Origin of the sequence: Streptomyces beijiangensis (genome assembly GCF_017315755.1) — a bacterium.
Taxonomy (GTDB): domain Bacteria; phylum Actinomycetota; class Actinomycetes; order Streptomycetales; family Streptomycetaceae; genus Streptomyces; species Streptomyces beijiangensis.
Genome location: NZ_JAFLRJ010000208.1, coordinates 353 through 19,928, shown reverse-complemented (window position 1 = coordinate 19,928; position 19,576 = coordinate 353). Strand labels below are relative to the sequence as shown.

Here is a 19,576-nt window from a genome sequence, read left to right as displayed (position 1 = left end):
CCTGTCAGGCGGGGACGCGGGCCACGACACGGTACGTACCGTCCTCGCGTCCCGCGGTGAGAGTGCCGCCGACGCTGCTCATCCGCTCCTCCATGGAGAGCAGTCCGGTGCCGGTGGAGACCGGGGCGCGGAAGGGGGCGGAGGCCGGGAGCGGGTTGCTGACCTCCACCCGGGTGGCGGAGACCGTGACGGTGACCGGCTCGCCCGGGGCGTGTTTGGCCGCGTTGGTGAGGCACTCCTGGACGACCCGGTGGAACGCGGCCTGGCGCAGCGGCGAGAGGGTCCTGGCCTCCTGGGCGACGGTCAGCCGTACGGGACTGCCCGCCCGCCCGCTCTCGGCGGCCAGCGCGGGGAGTCCCTCCAGGCCCGGGGTCGCGCCGCGCCGGTCCGCGCGGCGGACGATGATCTCGTTGAGCAGGAGATGGGCGCGGCGGGCCGTCTCGGAGAGCTCCTCGAACTCCGCCTCGTGGGGCTTGCCCCGGGACCGTACGGCCAGCACCTCGGACCGCACCGTCAGCATCGTCAGCTCACGTCCGACCAGGTCGTGGACGTCGCGTGCCACCGACTGGCGCTCCTCCTGGACGGCCTGGAGCGCGGCGGTCTCGGCGCGCTGGGCCTGGAGTTCGCGGACCAGGTCCTGGCGGTAGGCGGCGATGCCGACGCCGGAGGCGAGCACACCGATGGGGACGACCAGGCTGAGGAAGGAACTGAGGGTGTCGCCGCGGTGCTCGGGCCAGCCGGGTGTGGTGAACAGGGCGTACGCCACACCCACGTACACGGCCGTCCCCGCGATCCCGGCCCACCGGCCCCGGAATCGGCCCAGCGAGTAGAGCGCGAACTGGATCAGGGTCAGCTCGTGCAGCCAGGCCAGGAAGACCAGGGCGACGAGGTACGTCAGCCAGGGCGCCCTGCGGCGCAGCAGGAGCGAGGCGGAGCCGGCCGCCAGGACGAAGGTCGCGGTCAGCCCGGAGAGGGAGTTGTCGGCGGCCGCCAGGCCGGGGACGTCCAGGACCATCAGTGCGAAGCAGCTCACCGCGGTGAGGACGTCGAGCGCGAAGGGGCTGCCCACGTACCGGCGCAGGAGCGCGGTGGTGGCGGGCATCTCGGGCATGCGTTCCATCATCCAGGGTCTTTGGCCCCGTTTCGACCGACTTAGTACCTTGGTCGCGTGAGGTGGGGCACCCAAGGCCCCGGGCCGAAGGTCCTGAACCCGCTGGTCGTGCGCGTCCGCCACCGTTGCGCACCCGGCCCGCAACCGGTCTGCCACCGCGCCCGCCAATGGTTGAGTCATGAACCTTTCAGAGTCGTCCGTAGCCGTCGTCCTCGGCACCCGTCCCGAACTGGTGAAGCTCGCCCCGCTCCTGCACGAGCTGGGGCCCGCCGCCCGTCTGGTGCACACCGGGCAGCACTGGGACGAGGCGCTCTCCGGCCGGTTCATCGACGAGCTCGACCTGCCCGCACCCGAACTGCTGCACGGCATCGGCGGCCACCCCCGGGGCACCCAGATCGGCCGTGCCGTCGAGCAGCTGGACGAGCTGTTCGCGGCCGACCGCCCCGCTGCCGTCGTCGTCCAGGGCGACACCAACGCCACCCTCGCCGGCGCACTCGCCGCCAACGCCCGCTCGATTCCGCTGGTCCATGTCGAGGCCGGGCTGCGCAGCCACGACCGGGCCATGCCCGAGGAGCACAACCGGGTGATGGTCGACCAGCTGGCCGACCTGCTGTGCGCGGCCACCACCGAGAACCGGACCAACCTGCTGGCCGAGGGCCACCGCGACGAGCGGATCGCACTCACCGGCAACACCGTCGTCGAAGTGGTCCGCCGGTCGCTGCCCGACGAGGACAGCAGGGCCGCCGTCCTGGCCGGATACGGACTGCGCCCCGACACGTACGTCCTGGCGACGGTCCACCGCCCGGAGAACACCGACGACGCCGACACCCTGCGTGAGCTGCTCTCCTCGCTCCGCTCGATCGAGGCGTCGGGCACCCCCGTCCTGCTCCCCCTGCACCCGCGCACCCGGTCCGCCGTCGAGCGCTTCGGGCTGGGCCCGATGCTGACGCGGCTCCTGGTCGTCCCGCCCGTCGGCTACGGCGAGTTCCTGGCGCTGGCCCGCCACGCCGCACTGCTCGTCTCCGACTCGGGCGGCGTCCAGGAGGAGTGCACCGTGCTCGGCAGGCCGCTGCTGGTCGTACGACGCTCCACCGAGCGGCCCGAGTCGGTGGACGCGGGGTTCGCCGCGCTCGTACGCCCCGGGGAGCAGCTGACGTCGGCCGCGCTCACCGTGCTGGCCGGGCTGCCGGAGCGCCTGGAGCGGCTCGCGCGGACCCCGAGTCCGTACGGCGACGGGCTGGCCTCCGCCCGGATCGTCCGGCTCCTCGAAGGGCTCGCCGAGCGCCCCGCGACCAGCGACCTGCAGAGGGCGGCCTGAGCCATGGACCTGAATGCCGCTCTCGCCGTGACGGGCACGGTGGTCACCGTGATCGCCGTCGTCTCCCTGCTGCGTTTCCTCGTCTACTGGTTCGCGGTCTCCGACGCCTTCTGGCAGGACCGGCCGCTGGAGCCGGGCGACCCCACCCGCTTCACCTGGCACTTCTTCATCCCCTGCCGCGACGAGGAGGCGGTCGTCGCCACCTCGGTGGCACGGCTGCGGGACACCTTCCCCGGCTGTCATGTGTGGGCCGTCGACGACGCGAGCGACGACCGTACGCGCGAGATCATCGAGGAGCGGGCCGCCCGCGACCCGCACGTCCACCTGGTCGCGCGGCAGCGGCCCGACGCCCGGCTCGGCAAGGGGGCCGCGCTCAACGCGGCGTACCGGCAGCTGAGCGACTGGCTGCCGGCCGGCGCCGACCGTTCCGGCGTCGTCGTCTGTGTCCTGGACGCGGACGGGCAGCTGGCCGCCAACGCCCTGGAGCAGGCCTCGGCGGCCTTCGACGACCCGCGGACCGGCGGCGCCCAGATCGGTGTGCGGATGCGCAACGCGGGTGATCCGCTGCCGCGCCCCGACGCCGGACGGCTGATCAACGCCCACGCACGCTGGCTCGCCCGGATGCAGGACGTCGAGTTCTCCGTCAACAATGCAGGGATGCAGATCCTGCGCCGCCGCACCCAGAGCGTCGGCCTCGGCGGCAACGGCCAGTTCGTACGCCTCACCGCACTCGACTCCATCGCCGACGAGGCCACCGGCTGCGCCTGGCCCGACGGCGCGCTGCTCGAAGACTACGAATCGGGGCTGCTGATGCTCCTCGACGGCTGGAAGCTCAGCCACCTGGAAGGCACCCATGTCTCCCAGGAGGGTCTGGTGTCCACCCGGCGCTTCATGACCCAGCGCACCCGCTGGGCGCAGGGCAACCTGCAGTGCCTGCGCTACCTCCCGCGCATCCTGCGCTCGAAGAACTACACGTTCTGGGGCAAGTGGGAGACCACGTACACGCTGATGCAGGGCCCGCTGCACATCCTGATGGCCCTCAGCGGCGCCCTGTTCGTCGCCCTGGTCATCGCCTGCTCGGCCCCCGCCGGCCTGCTGCTGCCCTCGGTCTTCCTGCTGATCGCCGCGGGACCGCTCGCGATGTGGGGCACCCGTTACCGCGCCACACGCTTCGCCGACAAGAGCTGGTTCGCGGGGCTGATGTGGGGGCTGGGGCTGTGGATGTACACGTACCACCTCTTCGTCGTCACCGTCCGCGGCCTGGTCCGCATCCTGCTCGGCCGCAACGGCTGGGCGAAGACCCGCCGCAATGCCGAGGCCCTGGGCATCGGGCCGGTCGCCAAGGAGGCCTGATCCGCCATGACCACTGTGCTCGTCGTCGAGGACGACCCGGATGTCGCGCTGGTGCTCTCCGTGCTGTTCAGGCGGAGCGGCTGGGGAACCGTGCGGGCGGGCGACGGGCGCACCGCGCTGCGGATGCTGCACGAGACGAAGCCGGACGTGATGGTGCTGGACGTCGGGCTGCCGGGCCTTGACGGCTGGCAGGTCCTTGAGCGCGTACGGGACATGAGCGATCTGCCCGTCCTGATGCTGACCGCGCACGGCCATGAGTCGGACCGGGTCCGCGGGCTGCGGGCCGGCGCCGACGACTATCTGACCAAGCCCTTCTCCAACCAGGAGCTGGTGGCCAGGATCGAGGCGCTGCTGCGGCGGGTTCCCACGCACGCGGATCTGCCGCGGCGGTACGACGACGGAGTGCTGACCCTCGACGCGGTGACCCGGCGGGCCATGTGGCGGGAGCAGCCGCTGGAGCTGAGCGATCTGCAGTTCCGGCTGCTCCATGTGCTCGCCCAGGCGAAGAACACCGTCGTCACCCCGGAGCAGCTGCTCGGCCGGGTGTGGGACGACGCGAGCGGGGGTGGCGGGGACCGGGTGAAGTTCGCGGTGCTGCGGCTGCGGCGCGCGATCCAGGAGCTGGACCCGGATGCCGATCCCATCGAGTCGGTACGGGGCGTGGGCTACCGCTACCGGGGCAACTGACCCTGCGGGACCCTCTCCCCTGCGGCATGATCGACCTCGTGGTCGATGCCGCTGCCGCCTTCCTCTACGATCCGGACGCCATGCCCCGGGGCAGCACCCGGTGGTCGTCCGTGGCCCACTGGCTCGCGGGCGAACGCGTCCCCCACCTGCTGATGCGGCTCTTCCGTACGCTCGCGGGGCCCGAAGGGCCCGCCCCCGAGAACGCCGATCCCTACCGCCCCTATCCGCAGGACGTGCTGCGCCTGACCACCGCCCTCGCCGCTTTCTCCGCGGCCCGCAGCGCCTCCACCGTGCCCGTCCCGGTGCGCTTCAGGGCCCCTGGAGAGCGGCCTCGCTTCCTCGTGGTGACGGCGTTCCGGCCGCCGTACCCGCTCGGCAGCGACACGATCATGCTGTACGCCGCCGACATCACCGAGTCGGAGGAGGAGCACGCGCAGCTCGCGACCGAACGCGTCTGGCTCTCCACGCTCCTCGACTCGCTCGACGCGGGCATCCTCTTCACCGACGGCGCCTTCCACGCCCTGCACATCAACCGGCGGGCGATGGACTGGCTCGGCCTGCCCTTCCCCTCGCCGCCGTCCGGAATCGATGTGGCGGCGCTGGTGAGGACGGTGTCCGACCGGCTGATCGACCCGGTGGGCTTCCACAGCCTGGTCGACGCCTCACGCACCGGGGACCGGGCCGAGTTCCGTGATCTCCGGTTCAAGGACGGATCGATCCGCCGGATGTATTTCCGGCCGGTGTACGGGAGGACCGAACGGCTCGGCAATCTCTGGATGTTCGAGAACGTCACCGACCGGCTCGCCGTCGAGCGGGCGCTGACCGACCGCGCCGACGCACTGGCCGAACTCGCCGACCAGCGGGCCCGCTTCACCTCGGCGGTCAGCCACGCCCTGCGCACCCCGCTCACCTCCATCGCGGGCTTCGCCGAGCTGCTCAGCGCCGCCGAACCGGGACAACTCCCCACGGAGGAACAGCAGTTCGCGGGCGGCATCCAGCGCAACACGGCGCTGATGCAGTCCCTGATCGAGGATCTCCTGCTGGTCAGCGGGCTCGACACCCGGATCCTCCCGCTGCGGATCGAGCCGATGGTGATGTCCGCGCTGCTCGCGTCGGCCGCCGAGGAGGTCCGCGGGACCGCGGACCTCAAGGGCGTACGGGTGGAGCACCTGGCCCCGCCCCGGCTGCAGATCCGCGGCGACCGCGACCGGCTGCGGCGCGCCCTGGTCAGCATCCTGGAGAAGGCCGTGCGGTCCGTCGGCGAGGGCAGCCCGGTGACGGTACGGGCCGAGGTCGACACCGGCGGAAGCGCCTGGATCATCTCCGTGCGCGGCGTCGGCAGACCCGTGTCCGAGGCCGAACTCGGCGATCTGGCCCTGGGCAGGCTGCTCGACCCGAGCACCGGCGCAGCCGATGTCCTGGGCCTCGCCGTGGCCCGCGCGGTCGCCGAGGCCCACGGGGGCGGCCTGGAGGTCGTGCGCTCCGAGGAGGACGGGATCACGGTCCTTCTGCGGCTGCCCCGGGGGCTCAAAGGCCCGCAGCCGCAGGGGCCGGACGTCCCTTAGTCCGCTGCGCAACCATCGCGCACCCTTCGGGCACCCCGCCGTACCACCGCCGCCCGCCACGGTGGGTTCACCAGGACGGATACACGGATACACGGATACGACGGAGAGCGGTGAGCGGTGAACACGATGGCGGCGGACAACAGCGGCAGGACCCAGCTCTGGGCGGTACGCGCGGTACAGGCGGTCTCCCTGATGCTCTTCGCCCTGGCGATCTTCGGCGTACTGCCGCCGCTCTCCCTGCTCGTGCCGGTCGCCCTCGTCGTCGTCACCGAACTGGTGCAGCGCACCACCGCCGTCCGACGCGCCTGACGGCCCGCCACCGCCTTCCGTCGTAGCGTCGGGGCCGTCCCCGATCCCCGCTCCCGGGAGGCCGTCCGTGCAGGACGCATACGCCGACGACCTCGCCGCGCTGTACGACCCGACCACTCCCCCGCTCCGGCTGCACGCCCGCCAGGCCCTGATCCCGCTGCGGCTGCCCTGCCCGGCGTACGAGCTCTGCGCGGCTCTCCTCGACGACCTGGAGCGGGACGGGCCCGAGGCCCTTCCGCCGCTGCGCGAGGACGATCTGCACCCGCTCGACGCCGCCGCCCTCACCGCCGAGCTGAAACGCTTCTCCGACGAGCCCGCCCTCCTCCAGTCCGACTCCGTGCTCGTACGCGTCGGCGCACCCGGCCGCCCCCGCCGGCTCATCCTGGGCATCACCCTGCACCGCGGCACCACCGGCCCCCTCCCCGCCTTCGCCCGCGCCTTCGACGCCACCGAGCTCCACGAGACGCGGGTGCACTACACCGCCGACGCCACCCGGCTCACCGAGCTGATCAACGCCCTGGAGGACGGGGTGATCTTCACCGACGGCCACTACCGGCTGCGGCTGATGAACCCCGCGCTGGTCCGCCTCGGGCGCCTCCAGGACCTCGGCCCCCTGGAGCGCGGCACCGACGTCCACACCATCGAACGCGCCCTGTACGGACTGCTCGCCGCCCCCTCCGAACACCCCGTGCGCACCACCGAGGACCTCACCACCGGGTGCACGGCGGCGTCCGAGCAGCTGCGGCTCGCCGACGGCCGCACCGTACGGCGCACCTATCTGCCGCTGTTCACCGAGGGCACGTTCATCGGCAACCTCTGGCTCTTCCGCGACCTCACCGAGCAGCTCAAGGCCCTCGACGCCCTGGAGGAGCGCAACCACCACCTGGCCGAACTGGCCGACGAGCGCGCCCGGTTCACCGCCGCCGTCTCCCACGACCTGCGCACCCCGCTCACCTCCGTCAGCAGCTTCTGCGAGCTGCTGGCCACCGACGAGCAGAACCCGCTCACCGACGAGCACCGGATCTACGTCGGCATCATCGCGAAGAGCGCGGAGCGGATGCTGCGGATCATCGGCGATCTGCTGCTGATCACCCACCTGGAGACCCGTTCACTGGCGCTGGACCTCGGTGATGTCGACGTATCCGACCTGTGTACGACGACGGTGGCCGAACTGGCACCGGTGGCCGCCGCAGCGCAGGTGACTCTGCGCTGCGAGGCGGGGTCCGGACCTCTGCTGCACGGAGACCGCCACCGGCTGCGGCAGGTCCTCGACAATCTCGTCGGCAACGCGATCAAGTTCACCCCCAAGGGCGGCGAGGCCTCCCTGAGTTGCCGGTACGAGACGGCCGGGCGGCGCTGGACGCTGACCGTCGCCGACAATGGCATCGGCATCCCCGAGGACCAACAGGAGGGTGTCTTCGGCCAGTTCAGGCGCGCCGCGAACAGCGCGGGGTTCCAGGGCAGCGGCCTTGGCCTGTCGATCGCCCGCGGCCTGGTCGAGCGGCACGGCGGCACCGTCGCGCTGGCCGGCGCGGAGGGCGTGGGGACGACGGTCACGGTGACGCTGCCGGTGGCGCCTGCGGACCCGGGCGGGGAGTGAGAAGGGCCCCCGGATCGCGGTGATCCGGGGGCCCTTCCAGCTGCGTACTAGGCCTGCGGCAGGCCGGCGATCTGTGCCGTGATCCGCTCGATGTCCGCGTCGGCCTTGGTCAGGCGGGCGCGGATCTTGTCGACCACGTTGTCCGGCGCCTTGGCCAGGAAGGCCTCGTTGCCGAGCTTCTTGTTGGCGTCCGCCTTCTCCTTCTCGGCCAGGCCGAGGTCCTTGGTGAGGCGCTTGCGCTCGGCTTCGATGTCGATCGTCCCCGACAGGTCGAGGGCGACCGTGCAGCCCGCGACCGGCAGCGAGGCGGTGGCGTGGAAGCCCTCGCCCGCGGGAGTGAGGCGTGCCACCTGGCGGATGGCCCCCTCGTGCGGGGCCAGTGCCGTACCGGACAGGTCGAGCTCGGCCGGGACCTTCTGGGCGGGCTGCAGGCCCTGGTCGTTGCGGAAGCGGCGGACCTCGGTGATCACCTGCTGGACCAGGACGATCTCCTGCTCGGCGGCGGTGTCGCGGAAGCCCGAGTCCAGCGGCCAGTCGGCGATGACGAGCGATTCGCCGCCGGTGAGCGAGGTCCAGAGCGTCTCCGTGACGAACGGGACGATCGGGTGGAGCAGGCGCAGGAGCTTGTCCAGGACCTCGCCGAGGACGCGCGCCGAGACCTTCGCCGGCTCGCCGCCCGCGAAGAAGGTCGTCTTGGACAGCTCGACGTACCAGTCGAAGACCTCGTCCCACGCGAAGTGGTAGAGGGTGTCGGCGAGCTTGGCGAACTGGTAGTCGTCGTAGTACGCGTCCGCCTCGGTCACGACCGAGTTGAGGCGCGAGAGGATCCACCGGTCGGTCGTCGACATCTGCTCGGCGGGCGGCAGTTCGCCCTCGACGGTCGCACCGTTCATGAGGGCGAAGCGGGTCGCGTTCCAGATCTTGTTGGCGAACTTGCCGGACGCCTTGACCCAGTCCTCGCCGATCGGGACGTCGGCGCCGGGGTTGGCGCCGTTGGCCAGGGTGAAGCGGACGGCGTCGGAGCCGTAGGCGTCCATCCAGTCGATCGGGTCCACGGCGTTGGGGTTGGACTTCGACATCTTCTTGCCGAACTCGTCGCGGACGAGACCGGTCAACGCGACGGTCTTGAACGGGACTTCGCCGTCCATCGCGTACAGGCCGAACATCATCATCCGGACGACCCAGAAGAAGATGATGTCGTGGCCGGTGAGGAGGACGTCGGTCGAGTAGAACTTCTTGAGGTCCGGGGTCTCCTCGGGCCAGCCCAGCGTGGAGAACGGCCAGAGGCCGGAGGAGAACCAGGTGTCGAGGACGTCCTCGTCCTGGGTCCAGCCCTCCCCCGTCGGCGGCTGCTCGTCGGGACCGACGCAGACGACCTGGCCCTCGGGGCCGTACCAGACGGGGATGCGGTGGCCCCACCACAACTGGCGTGAGATGCACCAGTCGTTGAGGTTGTCGACCCAGTCGAAGTACCGCTTCTCCATCTCCTTGGGGTGCAGCGCGACGTCGCCCTCGCGGACCGCGTCACCTGCGGCCTTGGCGAGCGTCTCGACCTTGACCCACCACTGGAGGGAGAGGCGCGGCTCGACGGTCGTCTTGCAGCGGGAGCAGTGGCCGACGGAGTGCGTGTACGGGCGCTTCTCGGCGACGACCCTGCCCTGCTGGCGCATGGCCTCGACGATGGCGGAACGGGCCTCGAAGCGGTCGAGTCCCTGGAACGGGCCGGGGACGGTGATGATCGCCCGCTCGTCCATGACCGTGATCATCTCGAGGCCGTGGCGCTGGCCGATCGCGAAGTCGTTCGGGTCGTGCGCCGGGGTCACCTTGACGGCGCCGGTGCCGAACTCGGGGTCGACATGGTGGTCGGCGACGACCGGGATGGTCCGGTCGGTCAGCGGCAGCTTGATCTGCTTGCCGATGAGGTGGGCATAGCGCTCGTCGTCGGGGTGGACGGCGATCCCGGTGTCGCCGAGCATCGTCTCGACACGGGTGGTGGCCACGACGAGGGTCTCGTCGCCCTCGCCGTACTTCAGCGAGACCAGCTCGCCGTCGTCGTCCTGGTAGTCGACCTCGATGTCGGAGATCGCGGTCATACAGCGCGGGCACCAGTTGATGATGCGCTCGGCGCGGTAGATCAGCTCGTCGTCGTACAGCTTCTTGAAGATCGTCTGGACGGCCTTGGAGAGGCCCTCGTCCATCGTGAAGCGCTCGCGCGACCAGTCGAGGCCGGCGCCGAGGCGGCGCAGCTGGCCGAGGATCCGGCCGCCGTACTCTTCCTTCCACTGCCAGGTCTTCTCGACGAAGGCCTCGCGCCCGATGTCCTGGCGGGACTTGCCCTCCTCGGCGAGCTGCTGCTCGACCTTGTTCTGCGTGGCGATGCCGGCGTGGTCCATGCCGGGCAGCCAGAGCGTCTCGTACCCCTGCATGCGCTTGCGGCGCGTGAGGGCGTCCATGAGCGTGACCTGGAAGGCGTGGCCCAGGTGGAGGGCGCCGGTGACGTTGGGCGGCGGGATGACGATGGTGAACGGGGGCTTGTCACTCTTGGCGTCGGCCTCGAAGTAACCGCGCTCAACCCAGCGCTCGTACAGCTTCCCCTCTACTTCGGCCGGCGCGTACGTGGTCGGCAGTTCAGGGTTGCTGTCTGTGGGCTGCTGCTGAGCGATATCGGTCACGGGCCCAGTTTAGAGGTGTCACGGCCCTGTCCTGAAACGGGAATCTTCCGTAACGATGCGACCCCCGGCACCCCGCGCCACACGGGCGTCGGCAAGGATGTTCGGAAAGCATAAGTTTCTGGAGGGGGAACCCAGATATGAGCCACAACCAGCCGGGCCCGGACGGCGAGCAGCCGCAGCAGCCCGGCTACGGCTACCCGCAGCGGGCACCGCAGGGCGTCCCGCCGCAGCAGCCGGGTTACGGCTACCCGCAGCAGCCTCCGGGCCCGCCGCAGGCCCCTTACGGACAGCAGGCCCCTTTCGGCCAGGTCCCGCCGCCTCCGGACGGGCCGGAGGCCCCGAAGTCGAAGGCGCCCCTCATCGTGATCGCGGCTGTCGTGGCGGTCGCCGTGATCGGCGGCGGCATGTGGCTCCTGACCAAGGGCACCAGCGACGGCGGCGGCTCGGTCGCTTCCGACGGCAAGAAGTACACGCTGGTCGCGCCGGCGACGGTCATCGGCGGTAAGTACAAGAAGGGCGCCGAGGACTCCGGCAGCGACTCCCTGCCGGAAAGGGACGTCAAGGAATTCGAGCGTTGGGGGGTCGCCAACCCCACAGCCGCAGACGCGTCCTACTCGTCGGGCGAAGCGAGCGACAAGCTCCTGGGATACAGCGGCGTCTACGGCGACGTGAAGGACCCCGAGAAGATCGTCGACTCCATGTTCGCCAAGGTCAAGTCCGAGTCGTACAGCGACAAGGACGAGGATTCAGACAGCAAGGGCGAGCTGGTCGGCAGCCCGCAGGCCTTCACCCCGGACGGCTTCAAGGACGGCATCCTGAAGTGCCAGGAGGCCAGGATCACCGATAGCAGCAGCGGAGGCAAGACTGTCTCCATCCCCATATGCATATGGGGCGACAACAGCACGATCGCGTACGTCAACAACATGGACCTGGCCGTACTGACGGGCACGGAGAAGAGCCAGTCGCTGGCGGACGCCGCGGCCCTCTCGGCCAAGCTCCGCAACGACGTCCGCGTCGAAGCCAAGTAACAGCAGGAGGGGAACCCACCCATGAGTTACAACCAGCCGGGCCCGTACGGCCAGCAGCCCCCGCAGCAGCCCGGTCCTTACGGGCAGCAGCCGCCGCAGGGTCAGCCGAACCCGTACGGCCAGCAGCAGCCGCAGCAGCCGCAGCCCGGCTACGGCTACCCGCAGCAGGCGCCCCAGGGCGTCCCGCCGCAGCAGCCGCCGCCCCCGGGTTACGGCTACCCGCAGCAGCCCCCGCAGGGTCCGCAGGGCCCCTACGGCCAGCAGCCCCCGCAGCAGCCGTACGGCCAGGTCCCGTACCCGCCGCAGGCCCCGAAGAAGAAGACCGGCCTCATCGTCGTGGCCGCCGTCGTGGCGGTCGCCGTGATCGGCGGCGGGGTCTACTTCCTCACCAAGGGCGACAGCGGCTCCAGCAGCAGCAACAGCGACGTCGCCGACAGCACCAAGGGCTACAAGATCTCCGCCCCGGCAACGGTCGGCGACTTCAAGAAGGGCGACACCGGCAGCGAGTCGCCCACGATGACCGCCAGCGACAAGGCGGAGGCCGAGAAGGCCGGGATCAAGAACCCCTCGCAGGCCGTCGCGACCTACACCAACGTGTCCGACCCGACGAAGCTCGAAGGGCAGTCGCTCTCCCTCTCGGGTCTCTACGGCGATGTCACCGACCCCGCGTCGACGATCGACAACGCGTTCAACACCGCGACGAAGGGGAGCGGCAAAAGCTCCAGCGGCGGCACCATGAAGCTGGTCGGCAGCCCGAAGGCGTACAAGCCCGCCGGGTTCTCGGGCGCCCTCATGAAGTGCCAGAACGCCGAGATGAAGATGACGACGAGCGCCAGCGCCAAGCCGATCCAGGTGCCCATCTGCATCTGGACCGACTACAGCACGGTCGGCATCGTCGTATCCATCGACCTGTCCTCGGTCGGCGGGGCCGGCACACCCGTGACGCAGGAGAAGGCCGCGGACTTCACCGCCCAGCTCTACAACGCGACGCGCGTCAAGAAGTAGCCGACGAGCACCGGCTCAACACACAGGGGCGCCCGGCCAGTTGACTGGCCGGGCGCCCCTGTCGTGTGCGTGCGTACGGACGTTACGCGGACTTCTCGTGACGCCCGTCGTTGCCGATGATCCGCGGCTCGCGCGGGACCAGCGTCGGGTTGACGTTGTTGCGGACGACGTCCGACGTGATGACGACCCGGGCGACGTCCTTGCGGGACGGCACCTCGTACATCACCGACTGGAGGACTTCCTCCATGATGGCGCGCAGCCCGCGCGCACCCGTCTGGCGCAGGATCGCCTGGTCCGCGATGGCTTCGAGGGCCTCGCGGTCGAACTCCAGCTCCACGCCGTCGAGTTCGAAGAGCCGCTCGTACTGCTTGACGAGGGCGTTCTTCGGCTCGATCAGGATCTGCAGGAGCGCCTCGCGGTCGAGATTGTGGACCGAGGTGAGGACGGGCAGCCGGCCGATGAACTCGGGGATCATCCCGAACTTCACCAGGTCCTCCGGCATGACCTCCTGGAACTGGTCGCTCTCCTGGATCTCCCGCTTGGAGCGGATGGTCGCGCCGAAGCCGATGCCCTTCGCACCCGAGCGGGCCTCGATGATCCGCTCCAGACCGGAGAAGGCGCCGCCCACGATGAACAGGACGTTCGTCGTGTCGATCTGGATGAACTCCTGGTGCGGGTGCTTGCGGCCGCCCTGCGGCGGGACCGAGGCAGTGGTGCCTTCCAGGATCTTCAGCAGCGCCTGCTGGACGCCCTCGCCACTCACATCGCGGGTGATCGACGGGTTCTCGCTCTTACGGGCGACCTTGTCGATCTCGTCGATGTAGATGATGCCCGTCTCGGCCTTCTTGACGTCGTAGTCAGCGGCCTGGATGAGCTTCAGCAGGATGTTCTCGACGTCCTCGCCCACATATCCGGCCTCCGTCAGCGCCGTCGCGTCCGCGATGGCGAACGGGACATTGAGCATCCGGGCCAGCGTCTGCGCGAGCAGCGTCTTGCCGGAGCCCGTGGGGCCGAGGAGCAGGATGTTGGACTTGGCCAGCTCGATGGCGTCGTCGCGCCCCTGGGCGCCGCCGTTCTCGCCTGCCTGGACGCGCTTGTAGTGGTTGTACACCGCGACCGAGAGAGCCTTCTTCGCGGGCTCCTGGCCCACGACGTAGCTCTCCAGGAACTCATAGATCTCGCGCGGCTTGGGGAGTTCCTCCCACCGCACCTCGGAGGTCTCTGCGAGCTCCTCCTCGATGATCTCGTTGCAGAGGTCGATGCACTCGTCGCAGATGTACACACCTGGCCCCGCGATGAGCTTCTTCACCTGCTTCTGGCTCTTTCCGCAGAACGAGCACTTGAGCAGGTCGCCGCCATCACCAATGCGTGCCACGAGGTGCTTCCCCTTCGCCTGGGATCCGCTCGCGATCAAGCGGCTCCTGGTGCCTCATATTCGACGGTACCTTGCCGGGCCCCCCGTTCGGGCCCCCCTTGGCAGGGTTCACTTTGACGTGGACCGTGCCAAGGGGAGGCAGGACTCCTCAGAGTCGTCAGGCGAGGGCGCCTGCCGCACTCTTGCGGGTCGACACGATCTGGTCCACCAGACCGTACGCCAGTGCGTCATCGGCCGTGAGGATCTTGTCGCGCTCGATGTCGTCGCGGATCTTCTCGATCGGGGTGGTGGAGTGCTTGGCCAGCATGTCTTCCAACTGGGCGCGCATCCGCAGGATTTCGTTGGCCGCGATCTCCAGGTCGGAGAGCTGCTCGCGGCCGGTCTGCGAGGACGGCTGGTGGATGAGCACACGGGCGTTCGGGAGCGCCATGCGCTTGCCCGGCGTACCGGCGGCCAGCAGGATCGCGGCAGCGGAGGCCGCCTGGCCCATGCAGACCGTCTGGATGTCCGGCTTCACGAACTGCATCGTGTCGTAGATGGCCGTGAGGGCCGTGAACGAGCCACCGGGGCTGTTGATGTAGATCGAGATGTCGCGGTCCGGGTCCATCGACTCCAGGCACAGGAGCTGTGCCATGACGTCGTTGGCGGACGCGTCGTCGATCTGCACGCCGAGGAAGATCACGCGCTCCTCGAAGAGCTTCGCGTACGGGTCGTACTCACGCACGCCCTGCGAGGTGCGCTCGACGAAGCGCGGGACGATGTAGCGGTTGTCCACCTGCGGGCCGGTGTAGAGGCCGTTGGCGGAGGCGTTGACCTGGAAGTTGCTCATAAGGGGGTTCACCATCCTGGTGGCGTACTGCGTCAGTGGTCGTCGGTCGGGCGGTGCTGCGTACGTACGGAGCCTCAGGCCCCGGTGCCGCCGCCGCCAGGAACGCCCGAGGCGGAAGTGATGATCTCGTCGATGAGGCCGTAGGCCTTGGCTTCTTCCGCGGTGTACCAGCGGTCGCGGTCGCCGTCGCGGATGATCGCTTCCATGGTCTGGCCGGAGTGCCGGGCGGTGATCTCCGCCATGCGCTTCTTGGTACGCAGCAGCTGCTCCGCCTGGATCTTGATGTCCGAAGCGGTGCCGCCGAGGCCGGCCGAGCCCTGGTGCATCAGGATGTCGGTGTTGGGGAGCGCGAAGCGCTTGCCCGCACTGCCGCCGGTCAGCAGGAACTGGCCCATCGAGGCCGCGAGGCCCATACCGATGGTGACCACGTCGTTCGGGATGTACTGCATGGTGTCGTAGACCGCCATACCCGCCGTCACCGAGCCGCCGGGGCTGTTGATGTACAGGAAGATGTCCTTGTCCGGGTCGGCGGCAAGGAGAAGCAGCTGTGCGGTGATCTTGTTCGCGATGTCGTCGTCGACCTGCTGGCCGAGGAAGATGATCCGCTCGCCGAGCAGTCGGTTGTAGACCTGGTCGCCGAGGCCGCCACCGAAGTTGGGCTCGCCGGCGGCGTAAGGCATCAGATTCGTCACGTATCCACCTGCTCGTCTCTGACGGCTTCTACCGTCTCAGCGTCTTCATTCAGGAAGGCTCGGACACTCACGTGCCCTCCTATTCATGGACCCTAACGCGCAGGTAGGACAACGCCATCCCGCTTCCCGGACTGTTCGCTCGGAGCGCAAGGTAGGGGGTACGACGCCGGGCCCGGACGCGTGCTGCGTCCGGGCCCGGCGGAGGGTCGATCAGGCGAGGACTCAGGCCTCGGTCTTCTCCTCGGCGACGTCCTCGGACGCGGCCTCGACAGTCTCGGCGGACTCGGTGGTCTCGTCCTCTTCCTCGTCGGACAGGTCGACGACCTCACCGTTGGTGTCCTTGACCGTGGCGGCCTCGACGACGGCCGCGAGGGCCTTGCCGCGGGCTACCTCGCCGACGAGCATCGGCACCTGGCCGCCTTCGACGACGGCCTGGGCGAACTGGTCGGGGGACATGCCGGAGGAAGCAGCGCGCCGCATGAGGTGCTCGGTGAGCTCCTCCTGGTTGACGTTCAGCTTCTCCTTGTTGACGAGCTCATCGAGGATGAACTGCGTCTTGATGCCCTTCTCGGCCTGCTCCTTGGTCTCGGCCGTGAACTCGTCCTCCGTCTTGCCCTGGATCTCCAGGTACTTGGGGAGGTCGATGCCCATCTGGCCGAGCTGGTGGTGCTCCAGGTTGTGCTTGCGGGTGTTGATCTCGTCCTCGAGAAGCTTCTCGGGGATCGGGACCTCCGCGAGCTTCAGCAGCTCTTCGAGGACGCGCTCCTGGGCCTGGGTGGCCTGGTCGTACTGCTTCATGTTCTCGAGGCGCTTGCGGCTGTCGGCGCGGAGCTCTTCGAGAGTGTCGAACTCGCTCGCCAGCTGCGCGAAGTCGTCATCCAGCGCGGGAAGTTCGCGGGCGGCGACGGCGGACACCTTGACGGTGACCTCGGCCGGCTTGCCCTCGGCGGAGCCACCCTTGAGCTCGGAGGTGAAGGTGGCCTCGCCACCGGCCTCCAGGCCCTTGACGGCCTCGTCGATGCCTTCCAGCAGCTCACCCGAACCGATGGTGTACGAGACACCCTCGGCGACGCCGTCCTCAAGGATCTCGCCCTCGACCTTGGCCTCGAGGTCCAGCGTCACGACGTCGCCGTCCTCGGCCGCACGCTCGACGGGGTTGGTGGACGCGAAGCGCCCACGCAGCTCCTCGACGGCCTTGTCGACGTCCTCGTCTGAGACGGTGACCGCGTCGACCTCGACCTCGATGCCGGAGTAGTCCGGGATCTCGATCTCGGGGCGGATGTCGACCTCGGCGGTGAAGGACAGCAGCTCGCCGTCCTTCAGCTCCGTGATGTCGACCTCGGGCTGGCCGAGAACGTTCAGCTCACCCTCGTTGACGGCCTCGGTGTAGAACTTCGGGAGCGCGTCGTTGACGGCCTCCTCGAGCACAGCACCGCGGCCGAACCGCTGGTCGATGACGCGGTTCGGGATCTTGCCCTTACGGAAGCCCTTCACCGTGACCTGCTGGTTGATCTTCTTGTACGCCGCGTCGAGGCTGTCCTTGAGCTCCTCGAAGGGCACCTCAATGCTGAGCCGAACCCGAGTCGGGTTCAGGGTCTCCACGGCGCTCTTCACGGTTGGGTCTCCTTGTTGGGCTGATTTTGGGATTCTGCCCGGTTCAGAGACACGCGGGCACGCAGCTTGCATAGTAACGGCAAGCGGACTCGGACCCACAATGCGATCTTGCCGGTGGGATCGCGGGCCGGTGCCCGGCAGCTCTGCCGGGCCTGTGTGGTCGGGGTGGCCGGATTCGAACCGACGACCTTCCGCTCCCAAAGCGGACGCGCTACCAAGCTGCGCCACACCCCGTCGGTGCGAGACGTAGGGTACATGCCCGCAGGTAGTGGGGTGGCTGCATTTATGCGGTGTGCGGGGAGGGCGCGCGACCCGCTACGATGCTTCACGTGTCGCGGTCGGTCCGACCTGCGGTGCGCTGTATGCGGGCGTAGCTCAATGGTAGAGCTCCAGTCTTCCAAACTGACTACGCGGGTTCGATTCCCGTCGCCCGCTCTGTACGTACTTCGGCCCGGCCCGGTGAGTGATCACCGGCCCGGGCCGAAGTCGTTTCAGACCGAGCCGTCTCAAAACTTGATCTGGTTGATCGTGTCCGCTATCGAGTTCAGGAACCGGTCGATCGACGGAGCCATACCCGTGGACGCGAGGAAGAAGCCGAAGAGTATGGCGACTATCGCCGGCCCGGCTTTGATGGAGCCGCCTCGTATCAACACCACCAGGACGATCGCCAACAAGAGCACCACAGACAGTGAAATGGCCACAACTGATCACACCCTTGGTCGGTCCGCCTTGCCGGCCCGGAAGCGCGCAGCCCAGCACGCATCCGCCTGTTCCATCGTGCCACCAACGAGCCCGTGGTTGTTGCCGGGTGACGAATCGTCGCCGATCGGATCACGCCATCCGCGCACCCGGTGTGCGCCTGGCGCACACCGGGTGTGCACGCGCCCCCAGGAAGGGAGCGACCCCGCTCCTACCCCTTGCTGCAGCGAATATGCAGAGTGAATTCAGATCGCGTGAAGCCTACTGAAATGCCCTAATTAAGAGGGCTTAGAGTGAGCATAGGCGGACATAATTCAGGTACCTGGGAGGGGTTTTACGAGATCCCGAGTGCAACGCTAGGGTGCCTCGAATGGTTCACGCTCCCCCCGGATACCAGCGAGCTCCGCTTCCGCCGGCGAAGAAGCCGGAACTCGACGCCCCCAAGACGCCGAGCCCGCGGCGCGACGCCTACTTCGACAACGCGAAGTACCTGGCGATCGTGCTGGTGGCGATGGCTCACTCGTGGGAGCCGATCATGGACGGCAGCCGTGCGACGCACGCCCTCTACATGGTCGTCTACACGTTCCACATGCCGGCCTTCATCATCGTCTCCGGCTACTTCTCACGTTCGTTCGACATGCGGCCCGACCGGCTGAAACGGCTGATCACCGGGGTCGCCGTGCCCTACGTCGTCTTCGAGACGACGTACTCGCTGTACGAGCGGTGGATGAACAATCCGCACTTCGAGATCAGTCTGCTCGACCCGTTCTTCCTGACCTGGTTCCTGGCCGCGCTCTTCATCTGGCGGCTGACGACACCCCTGTGGAAACTGGTGCGCCACCCGGTGCCCGTGGCGCTCGCGATGTGTCTCCTGGCATCCATCGCCCCGAGCATCGGCCCGGACTTCGATCTCATGCGGATCCTGCAGTTCCTGCCGTTCTTCGTGCTGGGTCTCAACCTCAGGCCCGAGCACTTCGCGATGGTCCAGCGGCGTGCGGTGCGGGTGGCCTCCGTGCCGGTCTTCGCGGGCGCGCTGGTCTTCGCGTACTGGGCATCACCGCGCATGAGCCTGCGGTGGTTCTACCGCAGCTTCGCGGTGCAGGACCTGGCGGTCTCCTGGTGGGTCGGGATGCTGACGACGCTGGCCCTGTTCGGCTGCTCACTCGTGCTGACCGTGTGTTTCCTGGCCTGGGTGCCGCGCCGCAGGACCTGGTTCACGGTGCTCGGCGCGGGCACGATCTGCGGCTATCTGCTGCACGGACTGCTGATCAAGACCATCGACTACACCGGGTGGTTCGACACGTACCACTGGCTGAGCGAGCCGCTCGGCGAGGTCGTGGTGACGCTGGCGATCATCGTCGCGGTGACGGCGTTCTGTACGCCGTCGGTGCGCCGGGTGATGCGGTGTGTCACCGAGCCCGAGATGAAGTGGGCGTTCCGCCGGGCGGCCTCGTCGGACCGAGTGGCGTGAAATCGATGGGTTTGGTTACGCGGCGGCCCGTGCGAAGGCCGGAGCGGTGAGCGCCGTCATCCGGGAGGCGATCTCTGTGGCCGTGGCACGCGGGAGGCTGTCGGCGATCTCACCGTCGGCGAGGAACAGGACGCGGTCCGCGTAGGCGGCGGCCGCCGGGTCGTGCGTGACCATCACGACGGTCGCCCCCAGGGCGTCCACCGCGTTGCGCAGGAGCGCCAGGACCTCGGCGGCCGTGGTGGTGTCCA

Annotated in this window: 16 protein-coding genes, 2 tRNA genes and 1 pseudogene; 10 read left to right on the top strand and 9 right to left on the bottom strand. The window is 69.0% G+C overall.

Annotated elements, in window-relative coordinates:
* Window positions 1-4 precede the first annotated feature (4 nt).
* Window positions 5-1,111, bottom strand: a complete 1,107-nt coding sequence (locus J0695_RS22115; protein WP_242553017.1) for a sensor histidine kinase — start codon at window positions 1,109-1,111, stop codon at window positions 5-7.
* Between the two features lie 178 nt (window positions 1,112-1,289).
* On the opposite strand from J0695_RS22115, the gene wecB reads away from it, so the two are divergent.
* The 6 genes from wecB (at window position 1,290) to J0695_RS22085 (ending at window position 7,943) form a co-directional block, all read left to right on the top strand.
* A complete protein-coding gene (wecB, locus tag J0695_RS22110) occupies window positions 1,290-2,429 on the top strand; it encodes a non-hydrolyzing UDP-N-acetylglucosamine 2-epimerase (protein ID WP_206963863.1) in 1,140 nt (379 codons plus the stop codon).
* 3 nt (window positions 2,430-2,432) lie between these two features.
* Entirely contained in the window at window positions 2,433-3,782 is a 1,350-nt protein-coding gene (locus tag J0695_RS22105; RefSeq protein WP_206963862.1) for an XrtP-associated glycosyltransferase, read from the top strand.
* Window positions 3,783-3,788: 6 nt separating this feature from the next.
* Window positions 3,789-4,469: a response regulator transcription factor gene (locus tag J0695_RS22100; protein WP_206963861.1), complete on the top strand. Its 681-nt coding sequence runs from the start codon at window positions 3,789-3,791 to the stop codon at window positions 4,467-4,469.
* Between the two features lie 26 nt (window positions 4,470-4,495).
* Complete coding sequence (locus J0695_RS22095) at window positions 4,496-6,034, top strand: PAS domain-containing sensor histidine kinase (protein ID WP_206963860.1); 1,539 nt, start codon at window positions 4,496-4,498, stop codon at window positions 6,032-6,034.
* 117 nt (window positions 6,035-6,151) lie between these two features.
* On the top strand, window positions 6,152-6,343 hold the full coding sequence (locus J0695_RS22090) for a hypothetical protein (protein ID WP_206963859.1): 192 nt from the start codon (window positions 6,152-6,154) through the stop codon (window positions 6,341-6,343).
* Between the two features lie 67 nt (window positions 6,344-6,410).
* Complete coding sequence (locus J0695_RS22085) at window positions 6,411-7,943, top strand: sensor histidine kinase (RefSeq protein WP_206963858.1); 1,533 nt, start codon at window positions 6,411-6,413, stop codon at window positions 7,941-7,943.
* Window positions 7,944-7,990: 47 nt separating this feature from the next.
* On the opposite strand, the gene J0695_RS22080 is transcribed toward J0695_RS22085, so the two are convergent.
* Window positions 7,991-10,615, bottom strand: a complete 2,625-nt coding sequence (locus J0695_RS22080; protein WP_206963857.1) for a valine--tRNA ligase — start codon at window positions 10,613-10,615, stop codon at window positions 7,991-7,993.
* Between the two features lie 137 nt (window positions 10,616-10,752).
* Between J0695_RS22080 and J0695_RS22075 the strand changes: the two genes are divergently transcribed.
* Together J0695_RS22075 and J0695_RS22070 are read left to right on the top strand one after the other, a co-directional pair.
* Entirely contained in the window at window positions 10,753-11,643 is an 891-nt protein-coding gene (locus J0695_RS22075) for a hypothetical protein (protein ID WP_206963856.1), read from the top strand.
* Window positions 11,644-11,664: 21 nt separating this feature from the next.
* Complete coding sequence (locus J0695_RS22070) at window positions 11,665-12,648, top strand: hypothetical protein (RefSeq protein WP_206963855.1); 984 nt, start codon at window positions 11,665-11,667, stop codon at window positions 12,646-12,648.
* 82 nt (window positions 12,649-12,730) lie between these two features.
* On the opposite strand, the gene clpX is transcribed toward J0695_RS22070, so the two are convergent.
* From clpX to J0695_RS22045, 5 genes are all read right to left on the bottom strand, one after another.
* On the bottom strand, window positions 12,731-14,023 hold the full coding sequence (gene clpX, locus J0695_RS22065; protein ID WP_206963854.1) for an ATP-dependent Clp protease ATP-binding subunit ClpX: 1,293 nt from the start codon (window positions 14,021-14,023) through the stop codon (window positions 12,731-12,733).
* Between the two features lie 157 nt (window positions 14,024-14,180).
* On the bottom strand, window positions 14,181-14,867 hold the full coding sequence (locus J0695_RS22060; protein ID WP_242553016.1) for an ATP-dependent Clp protease proteolytic subunit: 687 nt from the start codon (window positions 14,865-14,867) through the stop codon (window positions 14,181-14,183).
* Between the two features lie 59 nt (window positions 14,868-14,926).
* On the bottom strand, window positions 14,927-15,532 hold the full coding sequence (locus J0695_RS22055; RefSeq protein ID WP_206963874.1) for an ATP-dependent Clp protease proteolytic subunit: 606 nt from the start codon (window positions 15,530-15,532) through the stop codon (window positions 14,927-14,929).
* Between the two features lie 234 nt (window positions 15,533-15,766).
* Complete coding sequence (tig, locus tag J0695_RS22050; RefSeq protein ID WP_206963853.1) at window positions 15,767-17,158, bottom strand: trigger factor; 1,392 nt, start codon at window positions 17,156-17,158, stop codon at window positions 15,767-15,769.
* A gap of 157 nt (window positions 17,159-17,315) precedes the next feature.
* Window positions 17,316-17,392, bottom strand: a tRNA-Pro gene (locus J0695_RS22045).
* A 130-nt stretch (window positions 17,393-17,522) separates the two neighbouring features.
* Between J0695_RS22045 and J0695_RS22040 the strand changes: the two genes are divergently transcribed.
* Window positions 17,523-17,593 (top strand) — tRNA-Gly (locus tag J0695_RS22040).
* Between the two features lie 71 nt (window positions 17,594-17,664).
* Here the strand turns inward: J0695_RS22040 and J0695_RS22035 are convergent.
* Window positions 17,665-17,859 (bottom strand): hypothetical protein, encoded by a 195-nt coding sequence (locus J0695_RS22035; protein WP_206963852.1) that lies wholly within the window; start codon window positions 17,857-17,859, stop codon window positions 17,665-17,667.
* A gap of 368 nt (window positions 17,860-18,227) precedes the next feature.
* Here J0695_RS22035 and J0695_RS22030 point away from each other — a divergent pair, with 368 nt between their 5' ends.
* Entirely contained in the window at window positions 18,228-19,328 is a 1,101-nt protein-coding gene (locus tag J0695_RS22030; protein WP_206963851.1) for an acyltransferase family protein, read from the top strand.
* Between the two features lie 15 nt (window positions 19,329-19,343).
* On the opposite strand, the pseudogene J0695_RS22025 reads toward J0695_RS22030, so the two are convergent.
* Window positions 19,344-19,576 (bottom strand): annotated as a pseudogene (locus J0695_RS22025) (ABC transporter ATP-binding protein); the annotation flags it as partial.

Coding starts and splice junctions, on each gene's coding strand:
- J0695_RS22075 (WP_206963856.1), top strand. CDS start 10,753: ATGAGCCACAACCAGCCGGGCCCGGACGGCGAGCAGCCGCAGCAGCCC.
- J0695_RS22100 (WP_206963861.1), top strand. CDS start 3,789: ATGACCACTGTGCTCGTCGTCGAGGACGACCCGGATGTCGCGCTGGTG.
- J0695_RS22115 (WP_242553017.1), bottom strand. CDS start 1,111: ATGCCCGAGATGCCCGCCACCACCGCGCTCCTGCGCCGGTACGTGGGC.
- J0695_RS22070 (WP_206963855.1), top strand. CDS start 11,665: ATGAGTTACAACCAGCCGGGCCCGTACGGCCAGCAGCCCCCGCAGCAG.
- wecB (WP_206963863.1), top strand. CDS start 1,290: ATGAACCTTTCAGAGTCGTCCGTAGCCGTCGTCCTCGGCACCCGTCCC.
- J0695_RS22105 (WP_206963862.1), top strand. CDS start 2,433: ATGGACCTGAATGCCGCTCTCGCCGTGACGGGCACGGTGGTCACCGTG.
- J0695_RS22060 (WP_242553016.1), bottom strand. CDS start 14,867: ATGGTGAACCCCCTTATGAGCAACTTCCAGGTCAACGCCTCCGCCAAC.
- J0695_RS22055 (WP_206963874.1), bottom strand. CDS start 15,532: ATGCCTTACGCCGCCGGCGAGCCCAACTTCGGTGGCGGCCTCGGCGAC.
- J0695_RS22030 (WP_206963851.1), top strand. CDS start 18,228: ATGGTTCACGCTCCCCCCGGATACCAGCGAGCTCCGCTTCCGCCGGCG.
- J0695_RS22095 (WP_206963860.1), top strand. CDS start 4,496: ATGATCGACCTCGTGGTCGATGCCGCTGCCGCCTTCCTCTACGATCCG.